This window comes from Mesorhizobium sp. P2_B11 (assembly GCF_056404855.1).
Genome location: NZ_JBFUDF010000004.1, coordinates 235,965 through 256,292, shown reverse-complemented (window position 1 = coordinate 256,292; position 20,328 = coordinate 235,965). Strand labels below are relative to the sequence as shown.

16 protein-coding genes are annotated in these 20,328 nt (G+C 63.0%); 3 read left to right on the top strand and 13 right to left on the bottom strand.

The window, feature by feature from the left end; translation table 11 throughout:
• The first annotated feature begins 108 nt into the window (after window positions 1-108).
• The gene (gene galU / locus AC1DYJ_RS14810) at window positions 109-1,014 is read left to right on the top strand and encodes a UTP--glucose-1-phosphate uridylyltransferase GalU (RefSeq protein ID WP_192254541.1); all 906 of its coding nucleotides are present in this window, start codon (window positions 109-111) and stop codon (window positions 1,012-1,014) included.
• A 16-nt stretch (window positions 1,015-1,030) separates the two neighbouring features.
• Here the strand turns inward: galU and AC1DYJ_RS14805 are convergent, their stop codons facing one another.
• A complete protein-coding gene (locus AC1DYJ_RS14805; RefSeq protein WP_477286196.1) occupies window positions 1,031-2,812 on the bottom strand; it encodes an outer membrane beta-barrel protein in 1,782 nt (593 codons plus the stop codon).
• A 150-nt stretch (window positions 2,813-2,962) separates the two neighbouring features.
• On the opposite strand from AC1DYJ_RS14805, the gene AC1DYJ_RS14800 reads away from it, so the two are divergent.
• Window positions 2,963-3,964, top strand: a complete 1,002-nt coding sequence (locus AC1DYJ_RS14800) for a KpsF/GutQ family sugar-phosphate isomerase (RefSeq protein WP_477286198.1) — start codon at window positions 2,963-2,965, stop codon at window positions 3,962-3,964.
• Window positions 3,965-4,129: 165 nt separating this feature from the next.
• Here AC1DYJ_RS14800 and AC1DYJ_RS14795 read toward each other — a convergent pair whose 3' ends face one another.
• The 12 genes from AC1DYJ_RS14795 to AC1DYJ_RS14740 all read right to left on the bottom strand — a co-directional run bounded on the left by AC1DYJ_RS14795 (window position 4,130) and on the right by AC1DYJ_RS14740 (window position 18,460).
• The gene (locus tag AC1DYJ_RS14795; RefSeq protein WP_477286200.1) at window positions 4,130-4,594 is read right to left on the bottom strand and encodes an NfeD family protein; all 465 of its coding nucleotides are present in this window, start codon (window positions 4,592-4,594) and stop codon (window positions 4,130-4,132) included.
• Window positions 4,595-4,719: 125 nt separating this feature from the next.
• A complete protein-coding gene (locus tag AC1DYJ_RS14790) occupies window positions 4,720-5,670 on the bottom strand; it encodes an SPFH domain-containing protein (protein WP_112559280.1) in 951 nt (316 codons plus the stop codon).
• A gap of 158 nt (window positions 5,671-5,828) precedes the next feature.
• Window positions 5,829-6,881, bottom strand: a complete 1,053-nt coding sequence (hemH, locus tag AC1DYJ_RS14785; protein WP_477286202.1) for a ferrochelatase — start codon at window positions 6,879-6,881, stop codon at window positions 5,829-5,831.
• 130 nt (window positions 6,882-7,011) lie between these two features.
• Window positions 7,012-9,054 (bottom strand): 5'-nucleotidase C-terminal domain-containing protein, encoded by a 2,043-nt coding sequence (locus tag AC1DYJ_RS14780; RefSeq protein WP_477286204.1) that lies wholly within the window; start codon window positions 9,052-9,054, stop codon window positions 7,012-7,014.
• Window positions 9,055-9,259: 205 nt separating this feature from the next.
• Window positions 9,260-9,637 (bottom strand): outer membrane lipoprotein Omp10, encoded by a 378-nt coding sequence (gene omp10, locus AC1DYJ_RS14775; RefSeq protein WP_477286205.1) that lies wholly within the window; start codon window positions 9,635-9,637, stop codon window positions 9,260-9,262.
• 187 nt (window positions 9,638-9,824) lie between these two features.
• A complete protein-coding gene (locus AC1DYJ_RS14770) occupies window positions 9,825-11,270 on the bottom strand; it encodes a homospermidine synthase (RefSeq protein ID WP_477286206.1) in 1,446 nt (481 codons plus the stop codon).
• Window positions 11,271-11,495: 225 nt separating this feature from the next.
• Entirely contained in the window at window positions 11,496-12,467 is a 972-nt protein-coding gene (locus AC1DYJ_RS14765; protein WP_477286208.1) for a hypothetical protein, read from the bottom strand.
• Between the two features lie 112 nt (window positions 12,468-12,579).
• Entirely contained in the window at window positions 12,580-13,497 is a 918-nt protein-coding gene (locus AC1DYJ_RS14760; protein WP_477286210.1) for a heme-dependent oxidative N-demethylase family protein, read from the bottom strand.
• A gap of 50 nt (window positions 13,498-13,547) precedes the next feature.
• Window positions 13,548-14,210 (bottom strand): aminotransferase class IV family protein, encoded by a 663-nt coding sequence (locus tag AC1DYJ_RS14755; protein WP_477286212.1) that lies wholly within the window; start codon window positions 14,208-14,210, stop codon window positions 13,548-13,550.
• A complete protein-coding gene (locus AC1DYJ_RS14750) occupies window positions 14,159-15,304 on the bottom strand; it encodes an aminodeoxychorismate synthase component I (protein WP_477286214.1) in 1,146 nt (381 codons plus the stop codon). Before AC1DYJ_RS14750 ends, AC1DYJ_RS14755 begins: the two co-directional genes overlap by 52 nt.
• A gap of 166 nt (window positions 15,305-15,470) precedes the next feature.
• A complete protein-coding gene (locus AC1DYJ_RS14745; RefSeq protein ID WP_477286216.1) occupies window positions 15,471-16,205 on the bottom strand; it encodes a proton-conducting membrane transporter in 735 nt (244 codons plus the stop codon).
• Between the two features lie 416 nt (window positions 16,206-16,621).
• Window positions 16,622-18,460 (bottom strand): M3 family oligoendopeptidase, encoded by a 1,839-nt coding sequence (locus tag AC1DYJ_RS14740; protein ID WP_477286218.1) that lies wholly within the window; start codon window positions 18,458-18,460, stop codon window positions 16,622-16,624.
• A gap of 145 nt (window positions 18,461-18,605) precedes the next feature.
• On the opposite strand from AC1DYJ_RS14740, the gene AC1DYJ_RS14735 reads away from it, so the two are divergent.
• The gene (locus tag AC1DYJ_RS14735; protein ID WP_477286220.1) at window positions 18,606-20,144 is read left to right on the top strand and encodes a sigma-54-dependent transcriptional regulator; all 1,539 of its coding nucleotides are present in this window, start codon (window positions 18,606-18,608) and stop codon (window positions 20,142-20,144) included.
• Window positions 20,145-20,328: the final 184 nt, after the last annotated feature.

The following is a 20,328-nucleotide window of genomic DNA, read 5'->3' as shown; positions in this document are numbered from 1 at the left end:
GCTTTACCGGTTGATGTTTCCCCCAATCGCCCGATAATCCACAATTCCGGCGCGAAAATGTCGCGCGCCGGGGATTGCGGAGCAGGCTCTCAAACGGATAATTGACGCATGAAGCGAGTTCGCAAGGCAGTTTTCCCGGTCGCCGGTCTCGGCACGCGGTTCCTCCCGGCCACCAAGGCCATCCCCAAGGAGATGCTGACCGTCGTCGACCGGCCGGTCATCCAGTATGTCGTCGATGAGGCGCGCGAGGCCGGCATCGAACATTTCATCTTCGTCACCGGCCGCAACAAGGCGGTCATCGAGGACCATTTCGATATTCAGTTCGAGCTCTATGACACACTCGCCCAGCGCGGCAAGGACGAGCAGCTGGCCCGCCTGCAGCGGCTGCAGCCGGCGCCGGGGCAGACCTCCTTCACCCGCCAGCAGGTGCCGATGGGTCTCGGCCATGCCGTCTGGTGCGCCCGCGAACTGGTCGGCGACGAGCCCTTCGCGCTGCTCTTGCCCGACATGATCATGCAGTCGGAAAAGAGCTGCATGAAGGCCATGGTCGAACTCTATGAGGAGACCGGCAACAACATCATCGCCGTGCAGGAATGCGATCCGGCCGAGACCCACAAATATGGCATTGTCGGCCGCGGCGAGGACACGCATCACGGCTTCCGCATCACCGAGATGGTCGAGAAGCCCAAGACCGGCACGGCGCCGTCCAATCTCTACATCAACGGCCGCTACATCCTGCAGCCGGAGATTTTCACGATCCTCGAAAGCCAGGAAAAGGGCGCTGGCAACGAGATCCAGCTCACCGACGCGATGCTAAAGCTTGAAAAGCAGCAGCCCTTCTTCGGCTACCACTATCAGGGCCGCACCTTCGATTGTGGGTCGCCGGAAGGATTTGTCGAGGCCAATGTCGCCTTCGCGCTGTGGCGCAGCGACATGAACGAGAACATGGCCGGCGTCATCCGCACGCTGCTCGATGAGATGAAGCCGTCGGAACGTCGCGGCGCGGCGTTCTAGCCTTGCCGTCCAGGCGTCAGCGCTGCAGCTTCAGCCCGAGGTAGATGCTGTTGGCGACATAGTTGCGTCCGGGCAGATTGCTGGTCAGCTTTTCGGTGCGTGCGCGGCTGGTGAGGCCGACATAGCGGTTCAGCCACCATGTCAGCCCGGCCTCGGCGCTCAGCGTCATGTCATGGCCGTCGGAGCCGGTGTAATTGCGCCAGTCGAGGCCAAGGGCTGCGTTGCCGGTCAGGTCGGCGCGGATCTGCCGCTCGCCGGTGAGGCGGCCGGAATAGAGGATGTCGCCGCTCTCGTTGGCGGCCGTTGTGCCTTCGATGGTGGTCTGCCCGGTGAGGCCGATGATGGTGCCGCGCTCGGGCGACCATTTGAGGTCGGCGTTCACGGACGGGCCCGCATTTGCCTCCAGGCTCTTGTCGTCGATTGCTTCGCGAAGCCAGCCGGCCGAGAACTCGCCGGTCAGTTTCTCGCCCATGTCGACTTCGACGCCGGCGCGCGCGCCAAGCCGGGTGGATGACCGCTCGAAGCCGCCCGAGTCGTGACGTAAATCATAGGCGCGGCGGCCGACTTCGACTTCGGCGAAAGGTGTGATGGCGGGCGAGATCTCGTAGCCGGTGCGCAAGGTCGCCGTGTAAAGCGTGGAGTCGCGATCTTTCTGCGACAGTATGGTGCCGTTGGTCAGCTTGGCATCGCCATAGATGTCGTGGGAGACCGCGCCGGTCAGCGCGAAGCTGAGCTTGCCGACATCCTTCTTGATGGCGAGGCTGCCATCGATGGTCTGGCGGTTCGGCTGCGATGTGACGCCGGCAATGGCGTCGGGCGAGGAGGCCGATTCCGGCGCAATCTCGTAGCCGAGCTTGGCGGTGGCGCGCAGTTCATTGTCGAGGTCGACATTGTACGTGCCTTCGATACGACCGCGCCCCTCATTGATCTTCTGGCCAGAAATGCTGTTGCGGAAGGTGCCGTAGCCGTCGATGACCGCCGAATTCTCGCGCCAGTCTGAGGCGGCGGAGAAACGCAGCGCGGTTTCGGACAGCACCGCCGATTTGCCGCCGCTGCTGGAATCGGCGTTCGACGTGACGGTAACGCCTTGCTCCAGCGTCGGCCGCAGCAGGAAGGAGCCGACCTTGATGCCGGTTGCCGCGTACGGGTCGTCCTCGGGCTTTTTCTTCTGGCCTTCGATGGCGTCGGTGCGCTCGGCGCCAGGATCGAGCTTCTGCCAGTCGACGCTGTCGACGGTGAGGGCGCGGCGGTTGGCCGTATCCTGATCCGTATCGGCTGTCGTTGTGTCGGTCGGCGTTGTTCCGGTCGTGGTCTGGTCCGTGGTCTGGCCAGGCTTCTTCTTGTCGGCAGCCTTGGTTTTATCCTTGGTCTTGTCTGCATCGGCGGCGCGCTGTTTTGCCGTCGATGGTCGGCGTGGCTTGACGGTTGGCGGCTGATCGGCGAACGAGTCGTCGGTGGCTGCCGGCTGGTCGAAAATGCTGTTCGCGCCGGCCTGTGATGGGTCGGTGTCGTCAGGCAAGGCGCCATCGCTGGCCGGCACATAGGCGGTTGGCGTGTTTTCCGTGGGGGTGGTGTCGGCAGGCGCCGGCTTGACCTGCGTGTTGGCCTTGCTCAATTGCCTGGCGCGGCGCTGCTGGTCGGACAGAATCGCCGATTCCGAGACCTCGCCGCGCAGTTCGGTTTCCTGGGCATGAAGCGCAGTTGGCCGCAGCAGAGCGAGCACGCTCGTCGCCAAGAGCAGAGCGCAAAAAGCTCTGCCCGTTCGACCTTTTTTCTTTTCAGGAAGGGCCCGCGACATCGTCACCACTGCTTGCGCGGCGCAAGCGCGCCATACTTACCGAACCGTAAACGGGGATGGTTAACGGGAGGTTGAAGGGGTGCCTGTCAGACCTGGCCGGACGGCAATTCTGTTGGACAGGCGAACGGCAACGCGCTAATCGCATCAGCCATGCATGCGGGACCCCCAGAAAAGAAGCCTCTGGACAGCCAGGCTTCGATCGCCTCGGCGCTGAGAACGGTAGCCACGGAACAGGCCGGCGTGGCGGCATTGGCCGCTGCGCTGGAAAACGGACTGGCCGAACCCTTCGCCCAAGCCGTCGACATTATCTCGCGCATCGATGGCCGGGTTATCGTCACCGGCGTCGGCAAAAGCGGCCATATAGGCTCCAAGATTGCCGCCACGCTGGCGTCGACCGGCACGCCCGCCTTCTTCGTCCATCCGGCGGAGGCCAATCATGGCGACCTCGGCATGATCGCCAGGGATGATGCCATCATCGCCATGTCATGGTCCGGCGAGAGCAAGGAATTGATGGGCATCGTCGCCTATTCCAGGCGCTTCTCGATCCCGCTGATCGCGATTACCGCCGGCGCGACCTCGGCGCTGGCGCGTGCAGCCGACGTGGTGCTGCTTCTGCCGTCTGTGCCGGAAGCCTGTCCGCACGGCCTGGCGCCGACGACTTCGACGCTGCTGCAAATGGTCGTCGGCGATGCGCTGGCCATCGCGCTGCTCGAAGCGCGCGGTTTCACCCCCGACCATTTCCGCACCTTCCATCCCGGCGGCCAGCTCGGCGCCAATCTGACGCAGATCCACGAGATCATGCATGTCGGCGACAGGCTGCCGCTGGTGGCATCGGGCACCGGCATGCGCGAGGCGATCCTGGAATTGTCGAGCAAGGGCTTCGGCTGCGTGGCCATCACAGCGGCCGACGGCGCGTTGGTAGGCATCATCACCGATGGCGACATCAGGCGCCATATCGGCAGCAATCTCATGGAGATGAGCGTCGATCAGGTGATGACGAAAAAGCCGAAGACGGCCACCCCCGACACGCTGGTGGCGACGGCGCTGCAGGCCATCAACAACTCGGCCATCACCAGCCTGATGGTGGTCGAGGGCAGGCGGCCAGTGGGACTGGTCCATCTGCATGATCTGCTGCGCATCGGCGCCGCCTAAGATGTATCAATATTCAGGTGAGGCCGGTCTGCAAACGCAGGTTTCCTGCGCTTCCGGTGCTCACGTACTTTAAGTACGCTCCGCTCCGGTTCTCGGAAACCAGCGTTTTCGACTCGGCCTGACCTGAATCTCGACACATCTTGCGCGTCGGTGCTGTCTGAAAATCTAGACAGCCTCGACCGTCAGTTCCAGATCGGTGTCGGCCGAACTGACGACACGCACCTGTGTGCCGGCCGGCAGGTCGGGACCCGACACGCGCCACAGCGTGTCGCCGAGCTTGATGCGGCCGCGGCCGTCCTTGATCGGTTCGGCAAGGGTGGCCATCTTGCCGACCTGCTGCGCGCCGCGCCGGTTGAGCAGCGGCTGGTCGGTCGCGTCATGACGCCCGCCAACCAGCTTCTTGCCGGCGAAGGCCGAGACCAGCGACAGCGCCAGGAAGGCAAGGACCTGGATTTCCCAGGTCCAGAAGCTTGCGTCCCAGATGAGCAGCGAAATCAGGCCGATCACCAATGCGGCGATACCGATCCACAGCATGAAGATGCCTGGCGCGATGACCTCCATCACCAGGAGGACGAGGCCCAGTACCATCCAGTTCCACGGACCAAGTTCAGAGATAATGCGGTCGAACATGGGAGTATGCTCCTAGTTCTTGTTTGAGAGCATGATCTTCTGGACAAAACGGTTCCCGTTTGTCTGGGAAAACCGGTTCCCACTTTTCGGGATCATGCTCCCATGATCTCAGTTCTCGCCTAGCCTCAATTCTCGCTTGGGCGAACCACCGGAGGGCGGGCGGCCTGCCGCGCGGCGCCGGCGGTGCCTTCGCTGCGGAACACTTCCTTGGCGATCTCGCTAATGCCGCCGAGCGTGCCGATCAGCGCCGAGGCTTCCATCGGCATCAGCACAACCTTGCTGTTGTTGGCGGTGCCGATTTTGCCCATCGCTTCGGTGTATTTCAGCGCCACGAAGTAGTTGAGCGCCTGCACGTCACCCTTGGAGATGGCTTCCGACACAACCTGGGTGGCGCGCGCTTCGGCCTCGGCCGAGCGTTCGCGCGCTTCGGCGTCGCGGAAGGCGGCTTCCTTGCGGCCTTCGGCCTCGAGGATCTGCGACTGCTTGAGGCCTTCGGCGGCAAGGATCTGCGCACGCTTGTTGCGTTCGGCCGTCATCTGCCGGCCCATCGATTCGATGAGGTTGGCCGGCGGGTTGATGTCCTTGATCTCGACGCGGGTAATCTTGATGCCCCACGGATGCGCCGCCTCATCGACGACGCGCAGCAGGCGCTCGTTGATGGCGTCGCGGTTCGACAGCAATTCGTCGAGGTCCATCGAGCCCATGACGGTACGGATGTTGGTCATCGTCAGGTTGAGGATGGCGTTCTCCAGGCCGGCGACCTGGTAGGCGGCCTGCGCGGCATTCAGGATCTGGTAGAAGGCGATGCCGTCGACACCGACAATGGCGTTGTCGCGGGTGATGATTTCCTGGCTCGGAACGTCGAGCACCTGCTCCATCATGTTCATCTTGGCGCCGATACGATCGACGAACGGCACGATGAGGTTGAGGCCCGGGCTCAGTGTTTTGGTGTAACGGCCAAACCGCTCCACGGTATAATTATAACCTTGCGGGATTGTCCGGATGCCTTTGATAAGAAGCACCAACACCAGAAAGGCAAGTGCACCAATCGCAATACCGAAACCACTGAAGTCCATTTGAATCTCCCTCAGATGCCGGCCATGGCGTTGATTCCATGCAGCCGACTTCACCAAACACTTAGGTGTGTTTCAATAATGTTACAATCAGGTGATCGCTGATTATTAGTGGATGGAAGAGCGCGACAGAGGCGATCGATCGCCTCAACGTGGCGGGCTCAGACCCAGCCCGATAGCTCGCGCCGCACCATCGCCTCGATCACCGCCATGCCCTCGGCACTGTCGTTGAGGCATGGGATGTGGGCGAATTTCTCGCCGCCGGCATGATGGAAGGTTTCGGCCGCCTCACGGCCGATCTCGTCCAGCGTCTCGATGCAGTCGACGGAAAAGCCCGGGTTGACGATGGCGATCGATTTCACGCCGTCCTTCGCCAGTTTCTCGACCGTCTTGTCGGTGTAGGGCTGCAGCCATTCCTGTGCGCCGAAGCGCGACTGGAAGGTGATGATCAGTTTCTTTTCATCCCACCCCAGTCGTTCACGCAACAGCCGTGTCGTCTTCTGGCAGTGGCAGTGATAGGGATCGCCCTTCTCGAAATAGGGCTTCGGGATGCCGTGATAGGAGGTGATGACCACCTCCGGCTCGAAATCGAGGGTCGCCAGATGCCGCTCGATCGAACGCGCCAGCGCCTCGATATAGACCGGCTCGTCATAGTAGGGCGGCACGCTGCGGACCGCCGGTGCTGCCCGCATCTTCATCAGCGCGCGAAACAGCTGGTCGTTGGCGGTCGCGGTGGTGGTCGCCGAATATTGCGGATAGAGCGGGAAGGACAGGATGCGGTCACAGCCCTGGTCGACCAGCCTTTGCGCGACGCTCGCGGTCGACGGGTTGCCGTAGCGCATCGCCCAGTCGACGACGACATCTGGCAGGTCGCGCAGCGTCTCGGTCAGCTTCTCGCTCTGGGCGCGGGTGTAGGTGCGCAGCGGCGACTCGTCCTTCTCGCGGTTCCAGATCCTGGCGTAGTTGGCGCCGGACTTCTTCGGCCTCGTCGTCAGCACCAGGCCATAGAGGATCGGATACCAGATCGCCTTGTTGAGCTCGATGACGCGCGGATCGGACAGGAATTCGCGGAGGTAGCGCCACATCGGCTTGAAATCGGTGCCGTCGGGCGTGCCGAGATTGACCAGCATGACGCCGATCTTGCCTGCCTTGACCGGCGGATGTCCGGCCGGCAGCGGGCCGAGCGCTTTCGCGGCTTTGGGGTCAATCGTCATGGCAATTCTCCGGACACGCCGCGAAACTAACGGTGCCGCGCCCGTTTTCAATGCCACGTCTGGCCGCACCTGTCCGGAAAAGCAACACCCGCCCGGCTGACCGGACGGGTGTTGCGGATTTCTGGCGGCTCTAGTTGGCCGCCGGCGGGATGGTCAGCGTCGCGCCGACAGGCAGCCGGCGTGGCTCGTAACCCTTGTTGGCCTCGGAGATCACCTTCCATTTGGCGCCGTCGCCATAGGCCTTCTTGGCCAGGTCCCAATAAGTGTCGCCGGCGACGATGACATGGCTGGCCTCGGCCGGCTTTGCCGGCTCGGCGGGGGCGGGCGTTGCGGGGGCAGGAGCTGCCTCTGCCGGTTTGGCCGGTTCGGCAGGCGCAGCCGCCGGGGCCGTTTCCGCCGGGACAGTCGGCGGCGTGGTGGTGATGTCGCCGGATCCTGCCGGCAAAGCGGGCATCGCCGGCTCCGCTGCTGGAGCTGCCTCGGCAGGCTTTGCCGGTTCGGCTGGAGCAGGTGCCGGTTCGGCAGGCTTGGCCGGTTCGGCGGCCGGAGCCGCGGCTACGGTTGCCGCGATCTCGGTGATGCGGCCGTCGAGCTTGGGCGTATAGGGCCGGTGCGCGGCGAGATAGTCGGCGACCACCTGTTCCAGGCCGGGGCCGAAATCATAAGCGTTCTTGGCCTTGTCGGCGAAGACCTTGTAGCCGTCRCCGCCCTGGCGGACGTAATTGTTGGTAGCGACCAGATAGTCCTTGTCCGGGTTGATCGGCGCCCAGGCGCCGCCTTCCATCACCTCGACCGACTTGACGCGGCCGGCATTGGGCGCAACCGACCTGTCGAAGGAATATTTGAGACCTGCCACCTGCGGGAAGCGGCCGGCGCCGTCCTCGACCTGGCTGACGCCGTTTTCCAGCCCGGCAACCAGATCCTTGCCGGAAATCTGGAAGGTCGCCAGCGTGTTCTGGAACGGCAGCACGGTCAGCACCTCGCCCATGGTCACGGTGCCCTTGTCGATAGAGGCACGCAGGCCGCCGCCATTGGAGACGACGATCTCGACGCCCTGTCCCTTGACGCGGTCGAGGATGGCGTCGGAGACGAGGTTGCCCATCGCACATTCCTTGGTGCGGCAATTCTCGCGGCTGCCGTCGATGGCCTCGGTGGTCTCGGCCACTTCCTTGTTCTTCAGCGCCTCGATCGGCGCGCCGAGTTCCTTGATACGGGCAAGCACGGCGGGATCAGGCGTGATCGACTTGTCGAGGAAGATCGGATCGCCGCTGGCTTCCTTGACGTTGCCATTGTCGTCGAACACGACCTTGAACTCGCCGAGATATTTCGAATAGGACGCCGCCTGCACCACCGGCACCTTAAAACCGTCGGGGTTGTCGACCATGGTCGGGTAGGGGCCTTCAGCCTTCGGGTCGGTGTTGGACAGAAGCGAATGGCTGTGGCCGCCGACGACCACATCGATGCCGGGGATCTTGGCAATGACATCGCGTTCGCGCCGGTAGCCGATATGGGTGACGGCGATGATCTTGTTGACGCCTTGCGCCTTCAGCTTCTCGACTTCCGCGGTGATCGACTTGACGTCGTCGGCGATGGTGATGTTGGGGCCGGGCGAGGACAGCTCCGGCGTGTCGTTGGTGACGGCACCGATGATGCCGATCTTCTGGCCGCCAACCTCGAGCACGATCGACGGCTTGATCTTGCCTGCGGCGCCGGACTTGTCGTTGGCCACGACATTGGCGCTGACAACCGGGAACTGCGCCTTGTCCAGGTAAGGCACCAGCGCGCTCTCGCCATCGTCGAACTCATGATTGCCGAGCGTCACCGCATCGGGCTTGATCTGATTGAGAAACTCTTCCTCCGCAGTGCCCTTGTAGGTGATGTAGAAGAGCGAGCCCTGGAAGCTGTCGCCGGCATTGAGCAGCAACACGTTCTGGCCTTCGAGCTTCTTGCGCTCCTGGGCAATCGCGGTGACCAGCCGGCCGGCGCCGCCGATGCATTCGCCCTTGGTCTCCTCCTCGGCCGAGCAGGTCGACTCATATTTGTTGTTGCCTTCGATGCGGCTGTGCCAGTCGTTGAAATGCAGGATGTTCAGCGTGTAGTCGGCAAAGGATGGTGCGGCCGACAGGCCAAGCGTCGAGGCAGAAAGGGCGGCAATGGCAGCGAGCTTCTTCATCTTCGTCTCCCGGATGGAACCTTGATCAAAGCGTTCAACGCTCTTGCTTGACTGCAGGATAACAGCCAGCTTTTCCAGCATGTTCACATCGCGGTTGTGGCGATGCAAGAGGAATCAGGGCGGGCGAAATCGGCATCGGTTTGCCGGCGCAAAAAAGGCGGCGGCATCGCGCCGCCGCCTTTTCGCAAGGCCGTATGAGACAGGCTCAGCCGCGCCTGGTCAGCACGAAGTTCTGACCGGCAGAGCTGGTGCAATTCAGCTGGTTGATCGACACCAGCAAGCAGTTGAAAGCGATCGGCTGCTGCCGGATCAGCGAGGTGCCGTTGATCTCGACCGCGGTGGGTCCGGTCTTGGTGTAGCTGCCATTGGCGAATTTCTCGCCGGTCTCTGCCGAAACGGTGGTGAAGACGCCACCGTTCAAGGTCGAGACCGCCTTGCCTTCGGCGTTCAGCCATGAGCCTTCGACGCCTCGCGGCTGCGATGCGATCGGCGGTCCGTCGGAACCGCCGGTGGTGCAGGCGGCAAGCATCGTCGCAAGAACGCCCGCCGCGCCTGCCGAAAGAATTTTGCGCGCAATCGTCATATGAAATCCTCTCCTGACGCATCGGCCCAATCGCCAAACGACGTTTGGGAAGCACGATGTGCGTGGCCTCAAGTTTCCAGAGCGGTCCCTCGTGCGCCCCAGGGGGCGCACACTGCTCTCGTCCGCATCCCTTCAATCGCCCGATTTCCGGGCGATTGCAAGGCAGTGAGGCAGGGGTATGGAACCGCTATCGGACGAGGATGTTGCGGAATTGCCACGGGTCGTTTTTGTCGAGGTCCTCCGGGAACAGACCCGGACGGTTATCGAGCGGCGTCCAGTCGGTGTAGTAGCCCTTGACCGGCCCGAGATACGGGGACTGCACTTCCAGGCAGCGCTTGTAGTCCATCTCGTCGGCCTCGACGATGCCGGCCTCCGGGTTTTCCAGCGCCCAGACCATGCCGGCGAGCACGGCCGAGGTGACCTGCATGCCGGTGGCGTTCTGGTAGGGGGCCAGCTTGCGGGCTTCGGCCAGCGACAGCTGCGAGCCATACCAGTAAGCGTTCTTGTCGTGGCCGTAGAGCAGCACACCGAGCTCGTCGACACCGTCGACCAGTTCGTTCTCATCAAGCACATGGTGGACCGGCTGCGGCTTGCCGGCGGCGCCGAACATTTCGTCAAGCGACAGCAGCGCGTCATTGCAGGGATGATAGGCATAGTGGCAGGTCGGGCGGTATTGGACCTTGCCCTTCTTGCCGCGCACGGTGAAGAAGTCGGCGATCGAGATCGCCTCGTTGTGGGTTACCAGCAAGCCGTATTGCGCGCCTGGCGTCGGGCACCAGGAGCGTATGCGCGTGTTGGCGCCGGGCTGTTCGAGATAGATCGCCGCCTTGGAGCCATGCTTGTGCTCCTTGCCGTTCTTCGGCATCCATTTCTCATGCGTGCCCCAGCCGAGCTCGGCCGGTTGCAGGCCTTCCGAGATGAAGCCCTCGACCGACCAGGTGTTCCAGAACACATTCATCGGCTTCGGCTTCTTGGTGCGCTGGGTGTCGCGCTCGGCGATGTGGATGCCCTTGACGCCGGCCTTCTTCATCAGCCTGGCCCAGCCGTCGCGGTCGTCCTGCGCCGGTTCGGAAAATTCGAGGCCAAGATCGCCGGCAAGGTTCAGCAGCGCCTGCTTGACGAACCACGACACCATGCCCGGATTGGCGCCGCAGGTCGAAACCGCCGTCGCACCGCCGGGCTTGTCGTGCTTTTCCTTGATCATCGCCTCGCGCAGCGCGTAGTTGGTGCGGCTGGCATTGTCGGCCTTGGCGTCGAAGTAGAAGCCGAGCCAGGGCTCGACGACGGTGTCGATGTAGAGCACGCCGAGCTTGCGGCAGAGCCGCATCAGGTCGACCGAGCCGGTGTCGACCGACAGATTGACACAAAAGCCCTGGCCGCCGCCATTGGTCAAAAGCGGGGTCAAAAGCTTCTTGTAGTTCTTCTCGGTCACATGTTCCTGGACGAAGGCTATGCCGCGCTCGTCGAGCAGCTTGCGGTCGGTGTCGAGCGGGTCGACGACCGTCATGCGCGACTTGTCGAACTTGAAATGGCGCTCGATCAGAGGCAGCGTTCCCCGTCCGATCGAACCGAAGCCGATCATCACGACAGGGCCGGTGATTTCACCGTAAACGGGCCAGTTTTCATTCGCCATTTTATCGAGCACTCCTTCAAAAGACCCCGCAAAAGCCGGGAAAACACGCACAAAACCGGGCATTTCGCCCGGTGCTCATGCGCTACATCACAGATCATTGTCACAAACCAGTGAAAAGCGCCAACCCGCTTCTAGCCGTCAGTGGCCATGTGGTTAAGGACGCCCGTCAGCCGGTCGCGGTCAGTGGTCATGCCCTTATACAGTTCGAGCTCAGTGAATGATCTGCTAGTTGGGGGCGTTGATGGATTGGGGCATGGCGGCATTCTCGAACCTTTGGCGGTTCAGGCTAGCCGGTGAGAACTTCAGCCCAAGCGCTTGGGCAATCACCGGGGCGGCACTCTCTTGGTTCAGGGCATCCGGATCGGGCCCTCCAATCCACCGATTTGGTTGCCGCAGGAAGCCGACGCTGCAATGTCCTGTGCCTTCGCATCCCGGCATGATTACGATTGCGGGCCACCATTTGTAGGGCGCGCCAGCGCCGCGGCTGAGCTGGATTGTTTGCCCGCCGGGAGCGGTCACATCAATCTCTTCCAACCAGAATGGGACCAGGAAGCCACCTTCGTCCCTTCCCTTGGATGTGACGGCGTAAGTGGACTGCGTCGGTTGCTCTCGTGAATGAAGAATACAGAGATCTTTCACATATTCGAAATCGCCGGAACCGTAGCGCAGTTCAGGATACTGTCTAACTCTTTGTGCATAAACCCCGGTACTGCCGGCCTTAAGGTCCTCGAAAACCCGCGAACATGACTCCTTGCTTCCAACGCGAAACGCGTAGGTCGAGCGGAATCCGCTGTTCGATTCGTAGGCCACGGGCAGATCGTAGAATTCGACCAATTTATTGGCCACGTATCCCAACCTTCCGGAATCGTTCTTGACTAGCAAGATGTCGGATTCCGGCGAGAACGCCAGGTGGGTCCTCCCGTTTTTCTGAGCCAGGTCGGTCGAGAGCTTGTCGAAAGCCGTTTGACTCATGACGGCCAGCACCGCGTAGCCGCCAAACCAAAGACAAGGAGCCAAAAGCCACCATCGGCTTACTCGTCCAAAAGCTGATTCCAGTGCCAGTGAAATGAAGCCTGCGTTGACAGGCACGAGCAACAAAAGCCCGCCGCCAAACATAATAATTATGGATCCGATGGTGGTGATCTGGACTACAAAGAACACCGTAGCCAGCGCAAACCAAAGAAGAGAAAAGGGCATTTTTGGAGGCCTCCTCTCTCATTCTTGAACGTCGGCTGTTAAGATCAGCTGAAGTGTCCGCTGCAAACTACGCGTCAAATATTGCGTATGGCCTAGTCGTTCGCGCTTTTGACTAGAACATCGCTCCAAGTCGCTCGACCAAGCGGTCGCGGTCAGCGGTCATGCCCTTGTAGTCGAGTTGAGCCTCATCCAGGGTCAGCAATTGCGCGGCGAAAGAGGCGGCAAGCGTTGCCCGGTCCGGGTGCCGCGCCAGCACCTTCAGCGGGTCGAGATGGATGCGGATGGTGAACAGGATGTCGCGCGACACGGGCAGCTTGCGCAGTGTCTGGCGCTCGACGCGGATGAAGGCGTGCGCCTTTACGTCGCCATCCGGGAAGCGTGACGGGCGGTTGGTGGCGCGGTCGATGCGCTCGACATTGGAGAGCGGATGATAGAGCGCGTCGTCGGCCTGGATCGACCAGTTGAAGCGCTCGACGGCCTGACCCTGGAGGCCGTCGAACATGCGGTTGATAAGCTCGGCCGGCCTGGTGCCCGGACCGAAGCCCGGCACCGGTGCGTGAATCTCCTGCAGCGGCCGCCCGAATTTTTCGACCAGTAACCAGGATGAGGGGAAGCACAGCGAGCCGGCGGCGAGCCGCCAGCCGCTGTCATCGCGGCGCATCAGGATCAGGTCTTCCTGAACGAGCAGCGAGGCCGCGACCAGCGGGGCGTCGCTGAAGAGATCGGCTTTGTTGCCTTCGGCGCCAATCACCTCGATCCCGGCGGCCGTGCGCCTGTAGATTTCAGGAAATGTCGCCAGCAGATGCGCTTCGATGAGGTCGCGCACTTCGCGCTGGGCGTCGCGCGTGCCGTTCTCCTCGACAAACACTTTGCCGGGGATTTCGGCATAGAGCCGCCGCTTTTCGGCGAGATGGTCGATGAGGTGTCCGTCGACCTCGATCCATTTGTCGAGCTCGAGCGGCTTCAGCCCGATGGTGAAGAGCTTTGACGAGCCATCATAAGGCGTGTGCGTGGGCAGGCGAGAATTCATGCTTGGGTGAGGTCCAGTCCGGCGGCGGTCACTCTCGCGGCAACTTCGTATCAGGCCAATGTTGCCGGGATCAAGCCGCGCAGGGAGTTGCCGACATAGATAGCCTTGGCGGACTGCAGATCGTCATAGCTGTAGATGGCTTCCTGGGCGCGGCCTTCGTCCAAAAGCTCGGCGCGCAATACGCCAGGCAGCAGGCCGCAGTCGAGCCGGGGTGTCATCAGCATGCCATCGCCGAAATCGGCGAACACATTGGTGATGGTGCCTTCGCAGATCTCGCCGCGCTCATTGGCCAAAAGCACCTCGTCGGCCTGGGTGATCAGATATTCGGCGCGGGCATGGACATAGACCTGCCGGCGGCTGGTCTTGTGACGTAGTAGGGTATCGCCAGAATTGAGCCGAACCCGCGCCAGTTGCAGTCGCCAGACCTTGTCGGCGGCGAGCGGCTCGTAAGGCTGGACCGAGGCCGTCACCTCACCATTACGCTGCAGGACGAGCCGGGTGCGCAGCACCGTCTGCTGCGCCCCGACAGTGTGCGCCAATATCTCGCCGACCCGCTGCGGATCGCAGGCAAAGCCCAGTTCTTCCGCCGAGCCGTAGAGGCGCGCAAGATGACGTTCGAAGCGCAGGAAACCCTGGCTGGGCTCCCAGCGCATGGTCTCGATCAGCTCGAAGTCGGCGGTGTTCCCGTCGCGAAGCGCGCCTTCAGCAGACACTCCTGATACTCCTCCTCGGCCGTCGAATCGAAGACGACGCCGCCGCCGACATTGTAGACGGCGTCGCCGCTGGAAAAGAGCGAGATGGTGCGGATCGCCACGGAAAATCGCATCGTGCCGCCGGGCGCGATCCAGCCGATGGCACCACAATAGACGTCGCGCGGCGTGGCTTCCAGCTCATGCAGGATTTCCATGGCGCGGATCTTTGGCGCGCCGGTGATCGAGCCGCAGGGGAACAGAGCCGCGAAAATCTGGCGGATGCCGAGGTCAGGCAACAGCTTCGCCCGCACACGGCTCACCATCTGGTGGACGGTCGGGTAGCTCTCGATGCGGAACAGTTCCGGCACCTCCAGCGTGCCGACCTCGCTGATCAGCGAGATGTCGTTGCGCAGGAGATCGACGATCATCCGGTTTTCGGCCTGGTTCTTTTCGTCATTGCGCAGGAATGCCTTCAGCCGCGCGTCCTCGGCCTTGGTGGCGCCGCGCGGTGCGGTGCCCTTCATCGGATGGGTTTCGATCATGCCTTCGGTGTCGATCTCGAAGAACAGTTCGGGCGAGCGCGACAGGACGATCGGATCACCGAGCGAAATCAGCGCGCCGTATTTGACCGGCTGGCGACCGGTCAGCGCGTCGAAGGCGGCGAGCGGGTCGCCGGACCACTGCGCATGGACCGGAAACGTAAGATTGCCCTGGTAACAATCGCCCTTGCGGATGTGGTCGTGCAGGCGTGTGAAGCGCTTGGCGTAATCCTGGGCGGACCAACTGGCCCTGGCGTCGAAGATGGGGCCATTGGTAGCCGGCGCGGCGGCGCGCGGCACGGCCTCTTCGACGGGAGCATCGAAGACACCCAGACAGACAAGCGGCGCGCGGCGGCCCGCGGGCAGCAGCGGCACCAGCTTCGGCTCGAGCAAATAACCCGCTTCGTAGGAGAAGTAGCCGGCCAGCCATTTGCCGGCGTCCGACGCCGCCTGCGCGGCAGCCAGCGCCGGCAGAAAATCCTTGGCATCATGGGCGACGATGATGTCGGCCGGGCGGTCGAAGACCAGCTGACGGCCGCTTTCGTCGTTGCGGAAGATGGCAGAGGGCAGGGGCATGGGGCTCGGGTGCTGCGGTCGATGACGCCAGAACCGCTCTATATGGGGGGCGGGCGGCGTGCAATCGAGGGAGCGGCGTCGCAAGGCGCAAAGACGGTGGCGCTTGCGAAAACAAAAGCGGCGCCCGAAGGCGCCGCCTTGTCGGCCTTATCGCCGATGATCGGGGTCAGGTGTTGTTGGCGGTCCCCGCGGTCGGGAACTGGCGTGCGAACTCCGTCTCGTCGCCGGCGGCAAGCAGCTTGGCCTGTTCGATCCACTTTTCGCGGGCGATGCGGCCGTCGAAATTCAGCGTGTCCTCGATGCGCTTGACGTCGGCCGCCGTCCAGGCGGCGATCTGGGCGTAGGTCGTGACGCCGAGGCCCTTGAGCAGCTTGTCGTTGACCGGGCCGATGCCGATCAGGCGGCGCAGATTATCGGCCTTCGCAGCTGTCGGGGCAGCCTCCTTCGGGGCTTCGGCCGGCCTTGAAGCTGCGGGCTTCGGAGCGGCGCTCGCCTTGGCGGCGGCAGGTTTGCTGGCAGCCGGCTTGGCGGCCGCGGACTTGGCCGCAGCTGGCTTGGCGGCGGCAGGTTTGGCCGCTGCGGGCTTGGCGGGCGCGGCCGGCTTCGCGGCCGGAGCGGATTTGGCCGTTGCGGGTGTGGACACCAGCGCTGCCGGCGCCGAGGGCTTGGCCGATGGAGCAGACGTTTCACGCAGCCGGCGTTCGAGATCGGCGCGGGTCTTGCCGCAGGCGTCGAGTTCGCCGGTCAGACGATCGGCATCGGCGCGCAGCCTGTCGCGCTCGCTACGGGTGCGGTCGAGGTCGCCGCGCAGGCTGTCAAGCTCGCCGCGCAGCCGGCCCCAGATAAACCAGCCAACCAACAAACCTACAAGGAACGCCAGGACAATGTAGAAGAAGGTCATCGTCTCTCTCCAGTCGGATCCGTCCGCCGCCGCCTCAAGTCATGACCTTGGCAGACAAGGATCATCCAATGGTGGTTCGGCGGTTCAGGGAACAGCCGGTCTGTCGTCGACTGCCGGCGCTCGGCTTTCCCGCCCATTGCCAACCGTCGCTGTCGCATTCGCCAGACCGCTGCCATGGGCCGGGATGCTGTCCGGCCTGAGCCGCGCGCCCGGCTGAGCTTCAGTCGGAAAGCTATCATACGGCTTCTGGAAAGCTAACGGAAAATTTCACCGGAGAGTTCTTCAAGAACAGGTATTTAGAACAAGAACAGAGCTGCCGTCACATGCATTCCGGCTAAACTGTTCTGCGATTTCTCAAAGTCGAGGCGGCCGCCGAACCTGTCGCTTTGCGCCACCGGTCCAACGGGTGGGTGACGTCAACTGTCGAGCGCTTCCAACTCGTCGATCAGGCCGCCGATCACGCCAAGGCCGATCTGCCAGAAGGCGGGGTCGGTGGCGTCGAGGCCGAAGGGCGCGAGAAGCTCGGAGTGATGCTTGGTGCCACCGGCCCGCAGCATCTCGAAATACTTGTCCTGGAAGCCGTGCTCGGCGTTCTGGTAGACGGCGTAGAGCGAGTTCACCAGGCAGTCRCCGAAGGCATAGGCGTAGACATAGAAGGGCGAGTGGATGAAGTGCGGGATGTAGGTCCAGAAGACCTCGTAGCCCTCACGCAGTTTGATCGCCGGCCCCAGGCTTTCGGCCTGTACCTCGAGCCAGAACTGGCCGAGCTTGTCGGAGGTCAGCTCGCCGTTCTTGCGCTCGGCATGCACCTTGCGCTCGAACTCGTAGAAGGCGATCTGGCGCACGACGGTGTTGATCATGTCCTCGACCTTCTGGGCGAGCATGGCCTTGCGCTCGCGCTTGTCGGTGGTCTGGTCGAGCAGCGAACGGAAGGTCAGCATCTCGCCGAAGACAGATGCGGTCTCCGCCAAAGTCAGCGGCGTCGAGGCCATCAGCGCGCCCTGGCCGCCGGCCAGCACCTGATGCACGCCATGGCCGAGCTCATGCGCCAGCGTCATCACATCGCGCGGCTTGCCCATGTAGTTGAGCAGGACGTATGGGTGCGCCGAAGGCACGGTCGGATGCGCAAAGGCGCCGGGCGACTTGCCGGGCCGCACCGGCGCGTCGATCCAGTTGCGGTCGAAGAAGACGCGGGCGATTTCCGCCATATCAGGCGAAAAGCGCTGATAGGCCGACAGCACGGTGTTCCTGGCGTCGTCCCAGCGGATCACTGCCTGCGGTGTCTCGGGCAAGGGGGCGTTGCGGTCCCAGTGGTTCATCACATCCATGCCGAGCCAGCGTGCCTTCATCGCATAGTAGCGGTGCGACAGGCGCGGATAGGCCTCGCGCACGGCCGACGCCAGCGCATCGACCACGCTGCGCTCGACACGGTTGGCGAGGTGGCGTGAATCGGCGATGTCCTCGAAGCCGCGCCAACGGTCGGAAATCTCCTTGTCCTTGGCCAGCGTGTTGGTGATCAGCGTGAAGGTGCGCAGGCTCTTGCGGAAGGTTGCGGCCAGCGCCTCGGCGGCGCGGCGGCGCACCTCGCCGTCGGCGTCCTGCAGGCGGTTCAGCGCCGGCTCCAGCGTCAGCTCCTCGCCGTCTATGTCGAAGCGCAGATCGGTCATCGTCTCGTCGAACAGGCGGTTCCAGGCGCCGCGCCCGGTAATCGACTTCTCATGGAAAAGCTGCTCGACGCGGTCCTCGAGCTGGTAGGGCTTGTCCAATCTGAGATCGACCACCCAGGGCCGGTAGTGGGCAAAGCCGGCGTCGGCGGCAAGGGCTGCTTCGAGCGCCTTGTCGTCGATCAGGTTCAGCTCCAGCGCAAAAAACAACAGATGCGCGCTGGCGTCGGTCATCTTCTCCTGGATGTCGCCATAGAGCTTGGCGCGCTGCGGATCGGCGGTGTTGCCGGCATAGACCAGGCCGGCATAGGAGACGATGCGGCCGATCAGTTCTTCCAGCGCCTCATAGGCGCTCAGCGCCTCGCCGAGCTTGCCGGCGCTGCCGCGCTCGGCCTCCGCGGCCAGCGTCCCCTTCCAGCGGTTCTCGAAGGCGACGGCGTCGGCCGCCGCCTTCGCGATGTCGCGCTTCAGCTCGGGCGCCTCCATGCCTGAATAGAGATCGCCGAGGTTCCATTCCGGCAGGTCGCCGAGTTCCGCCGCGCCCTGACCGGACGCCGCCGCCGCAAGCTGCCGACCGAGAATCCTGCGCATCAACAATTACCTTCTGGAATCAAGGGGAAAGGGCAAGCCGGTCAAATCCTAAGGAATTCATTCACCGGGTTTTTTGAAACCTTGTTTAGAACCCTGTGCCAGGATGATCCATGGGAATTTCCCGGGCGGACAACTCAAATCAGTCATGACAGGTTCCATTCTCATAGTCGATGACGATCCCGTGCAGCGCCGGCTGCTCGAGGCGGCGGTGTCGAAATTCGGCCACAGCGCTATCGTTGCCGATGGCGGCGAGGCCGGCCTGGAGGCCCTCGACGGACCCGGCGCGCGCGATGTGTCGGCGGTCATCCTCGACCTGGTCATGCCTGGCCTCGACGGCATCGGCGTGCTGAAGGCGATGCGAGAGCGCGGCATCACGGTTCCCGTCATCGTGCAGACCGCGCAAGGCGGCATCGAGACGGTGGTTTCGGCGATGCGCCACGGCGCTTTCGATTTCGTCGTCAAGCCGGCATCTCCCGACCGGCTGCAGACCGCGATCGGCAACGCGCTCAAGGTCGAGGCGGTCGAGGACGAGGTCAAGCGCACGTCGCGGCGGCGCGGCGGCCACCTGACCTTCAAGGACATGATCACGCACAGCCCGGCGATGGACCGGGTAATCCGCCTCGGCCAGAAGGCGGCGGCCTCCAACATCCCGATCCTGATCGAGGGCGAATCGGGCGTCGGCAAGGAACTGGTGGCGCGCGCCATCCAGGGCACCGGTGATCGTCGTTCAAAACCCTTCGTCACCGTCAATTGCGGCGCCATCCCCGACAATCTGGTCGAATCGATCCTGTTCGGCCACGAGAAGGGCTCGTTCACTGGCGCCACCGAAAAACACACCGGCAAGTTCGTCGAGGCGCATTCTGGCACGCTGTTCCTGGACGAGATCGGCGATCTGCCGCTCGACGTTCAGGTCAAGCTGTTGCGCGCCGTACAGGACGGCGAGGTCGATCCGGTCGGCGGCCGTGCCACGGTGAGGGTCGATATCAGGTTGATCTCGGCCACGCACCGCAACCTTCTGCAGCAGGTCAAGGACGGCAAGTTCCGCGAGGATTTGTTCTATCGGCTGAACGTCTACCCGATCTTTGTGCCGCCGCTGCGCGACCGGCGCGACGACATCCCCTATCTGGTCAAGCATTTCATGGACAAGGTGGCGCCGGCGGGCCATCGCCTGCACGGCATTTCGGAAGCCGCATTGGCCATGCTGCAGGCCTATGACTGGCCGGGAAACATCAGGCAGCTGGAAAACGCCGTGTTCCGGGCCTCGGTGCTTGCCGAGGGCGACGTGCTGACACCAGACGAATTCCCGCAGATCCGGGCGCAGGTCGATGGCACAGTCAATCTCGATGCCGACTCGGCCCGGCCCGACGCCGTCATGGCCTGGAGCAGCGAGTCGCAAGGCGATAGCGCGCAGGCTGATGACGTCGGACCCGTCGCTGCCGAACTCGAACCTCCGGCCAGGCTGCTTCAGCGTTTCGGCACGCTGAGGGCGCTGGACGAGCGCGGCAATGTGCGCGCGCTGGCCGATGTCGAACTCGAAATGATCAAGCTCGCCATCGACCACTATAACGGTCAGATGAGCGAGGTCGCCCGCCGTCTCGGCATCGGCCGCTCGACGCTCTACCGCAAGCTCAAGGAATACGGGATCGACCCGGAAACCGGCCGGCTCGACCGTCTAGCCTCCTGAAAAAACGAATTCCACAGCTTGCTGGCGTAAGGCCGGGACCAGCTTGCCAGGCGATATTCGGCGCTGCATAAGGGGTTGCGGCGCGAATATGGCGATGCGGAACGGAGCTGTTCACGCATTAAGGCTAACGGTAACAGATCGTGTAGCGGGAAAAGGCTGAATCTTGATCTAAACCAGCAGTTTA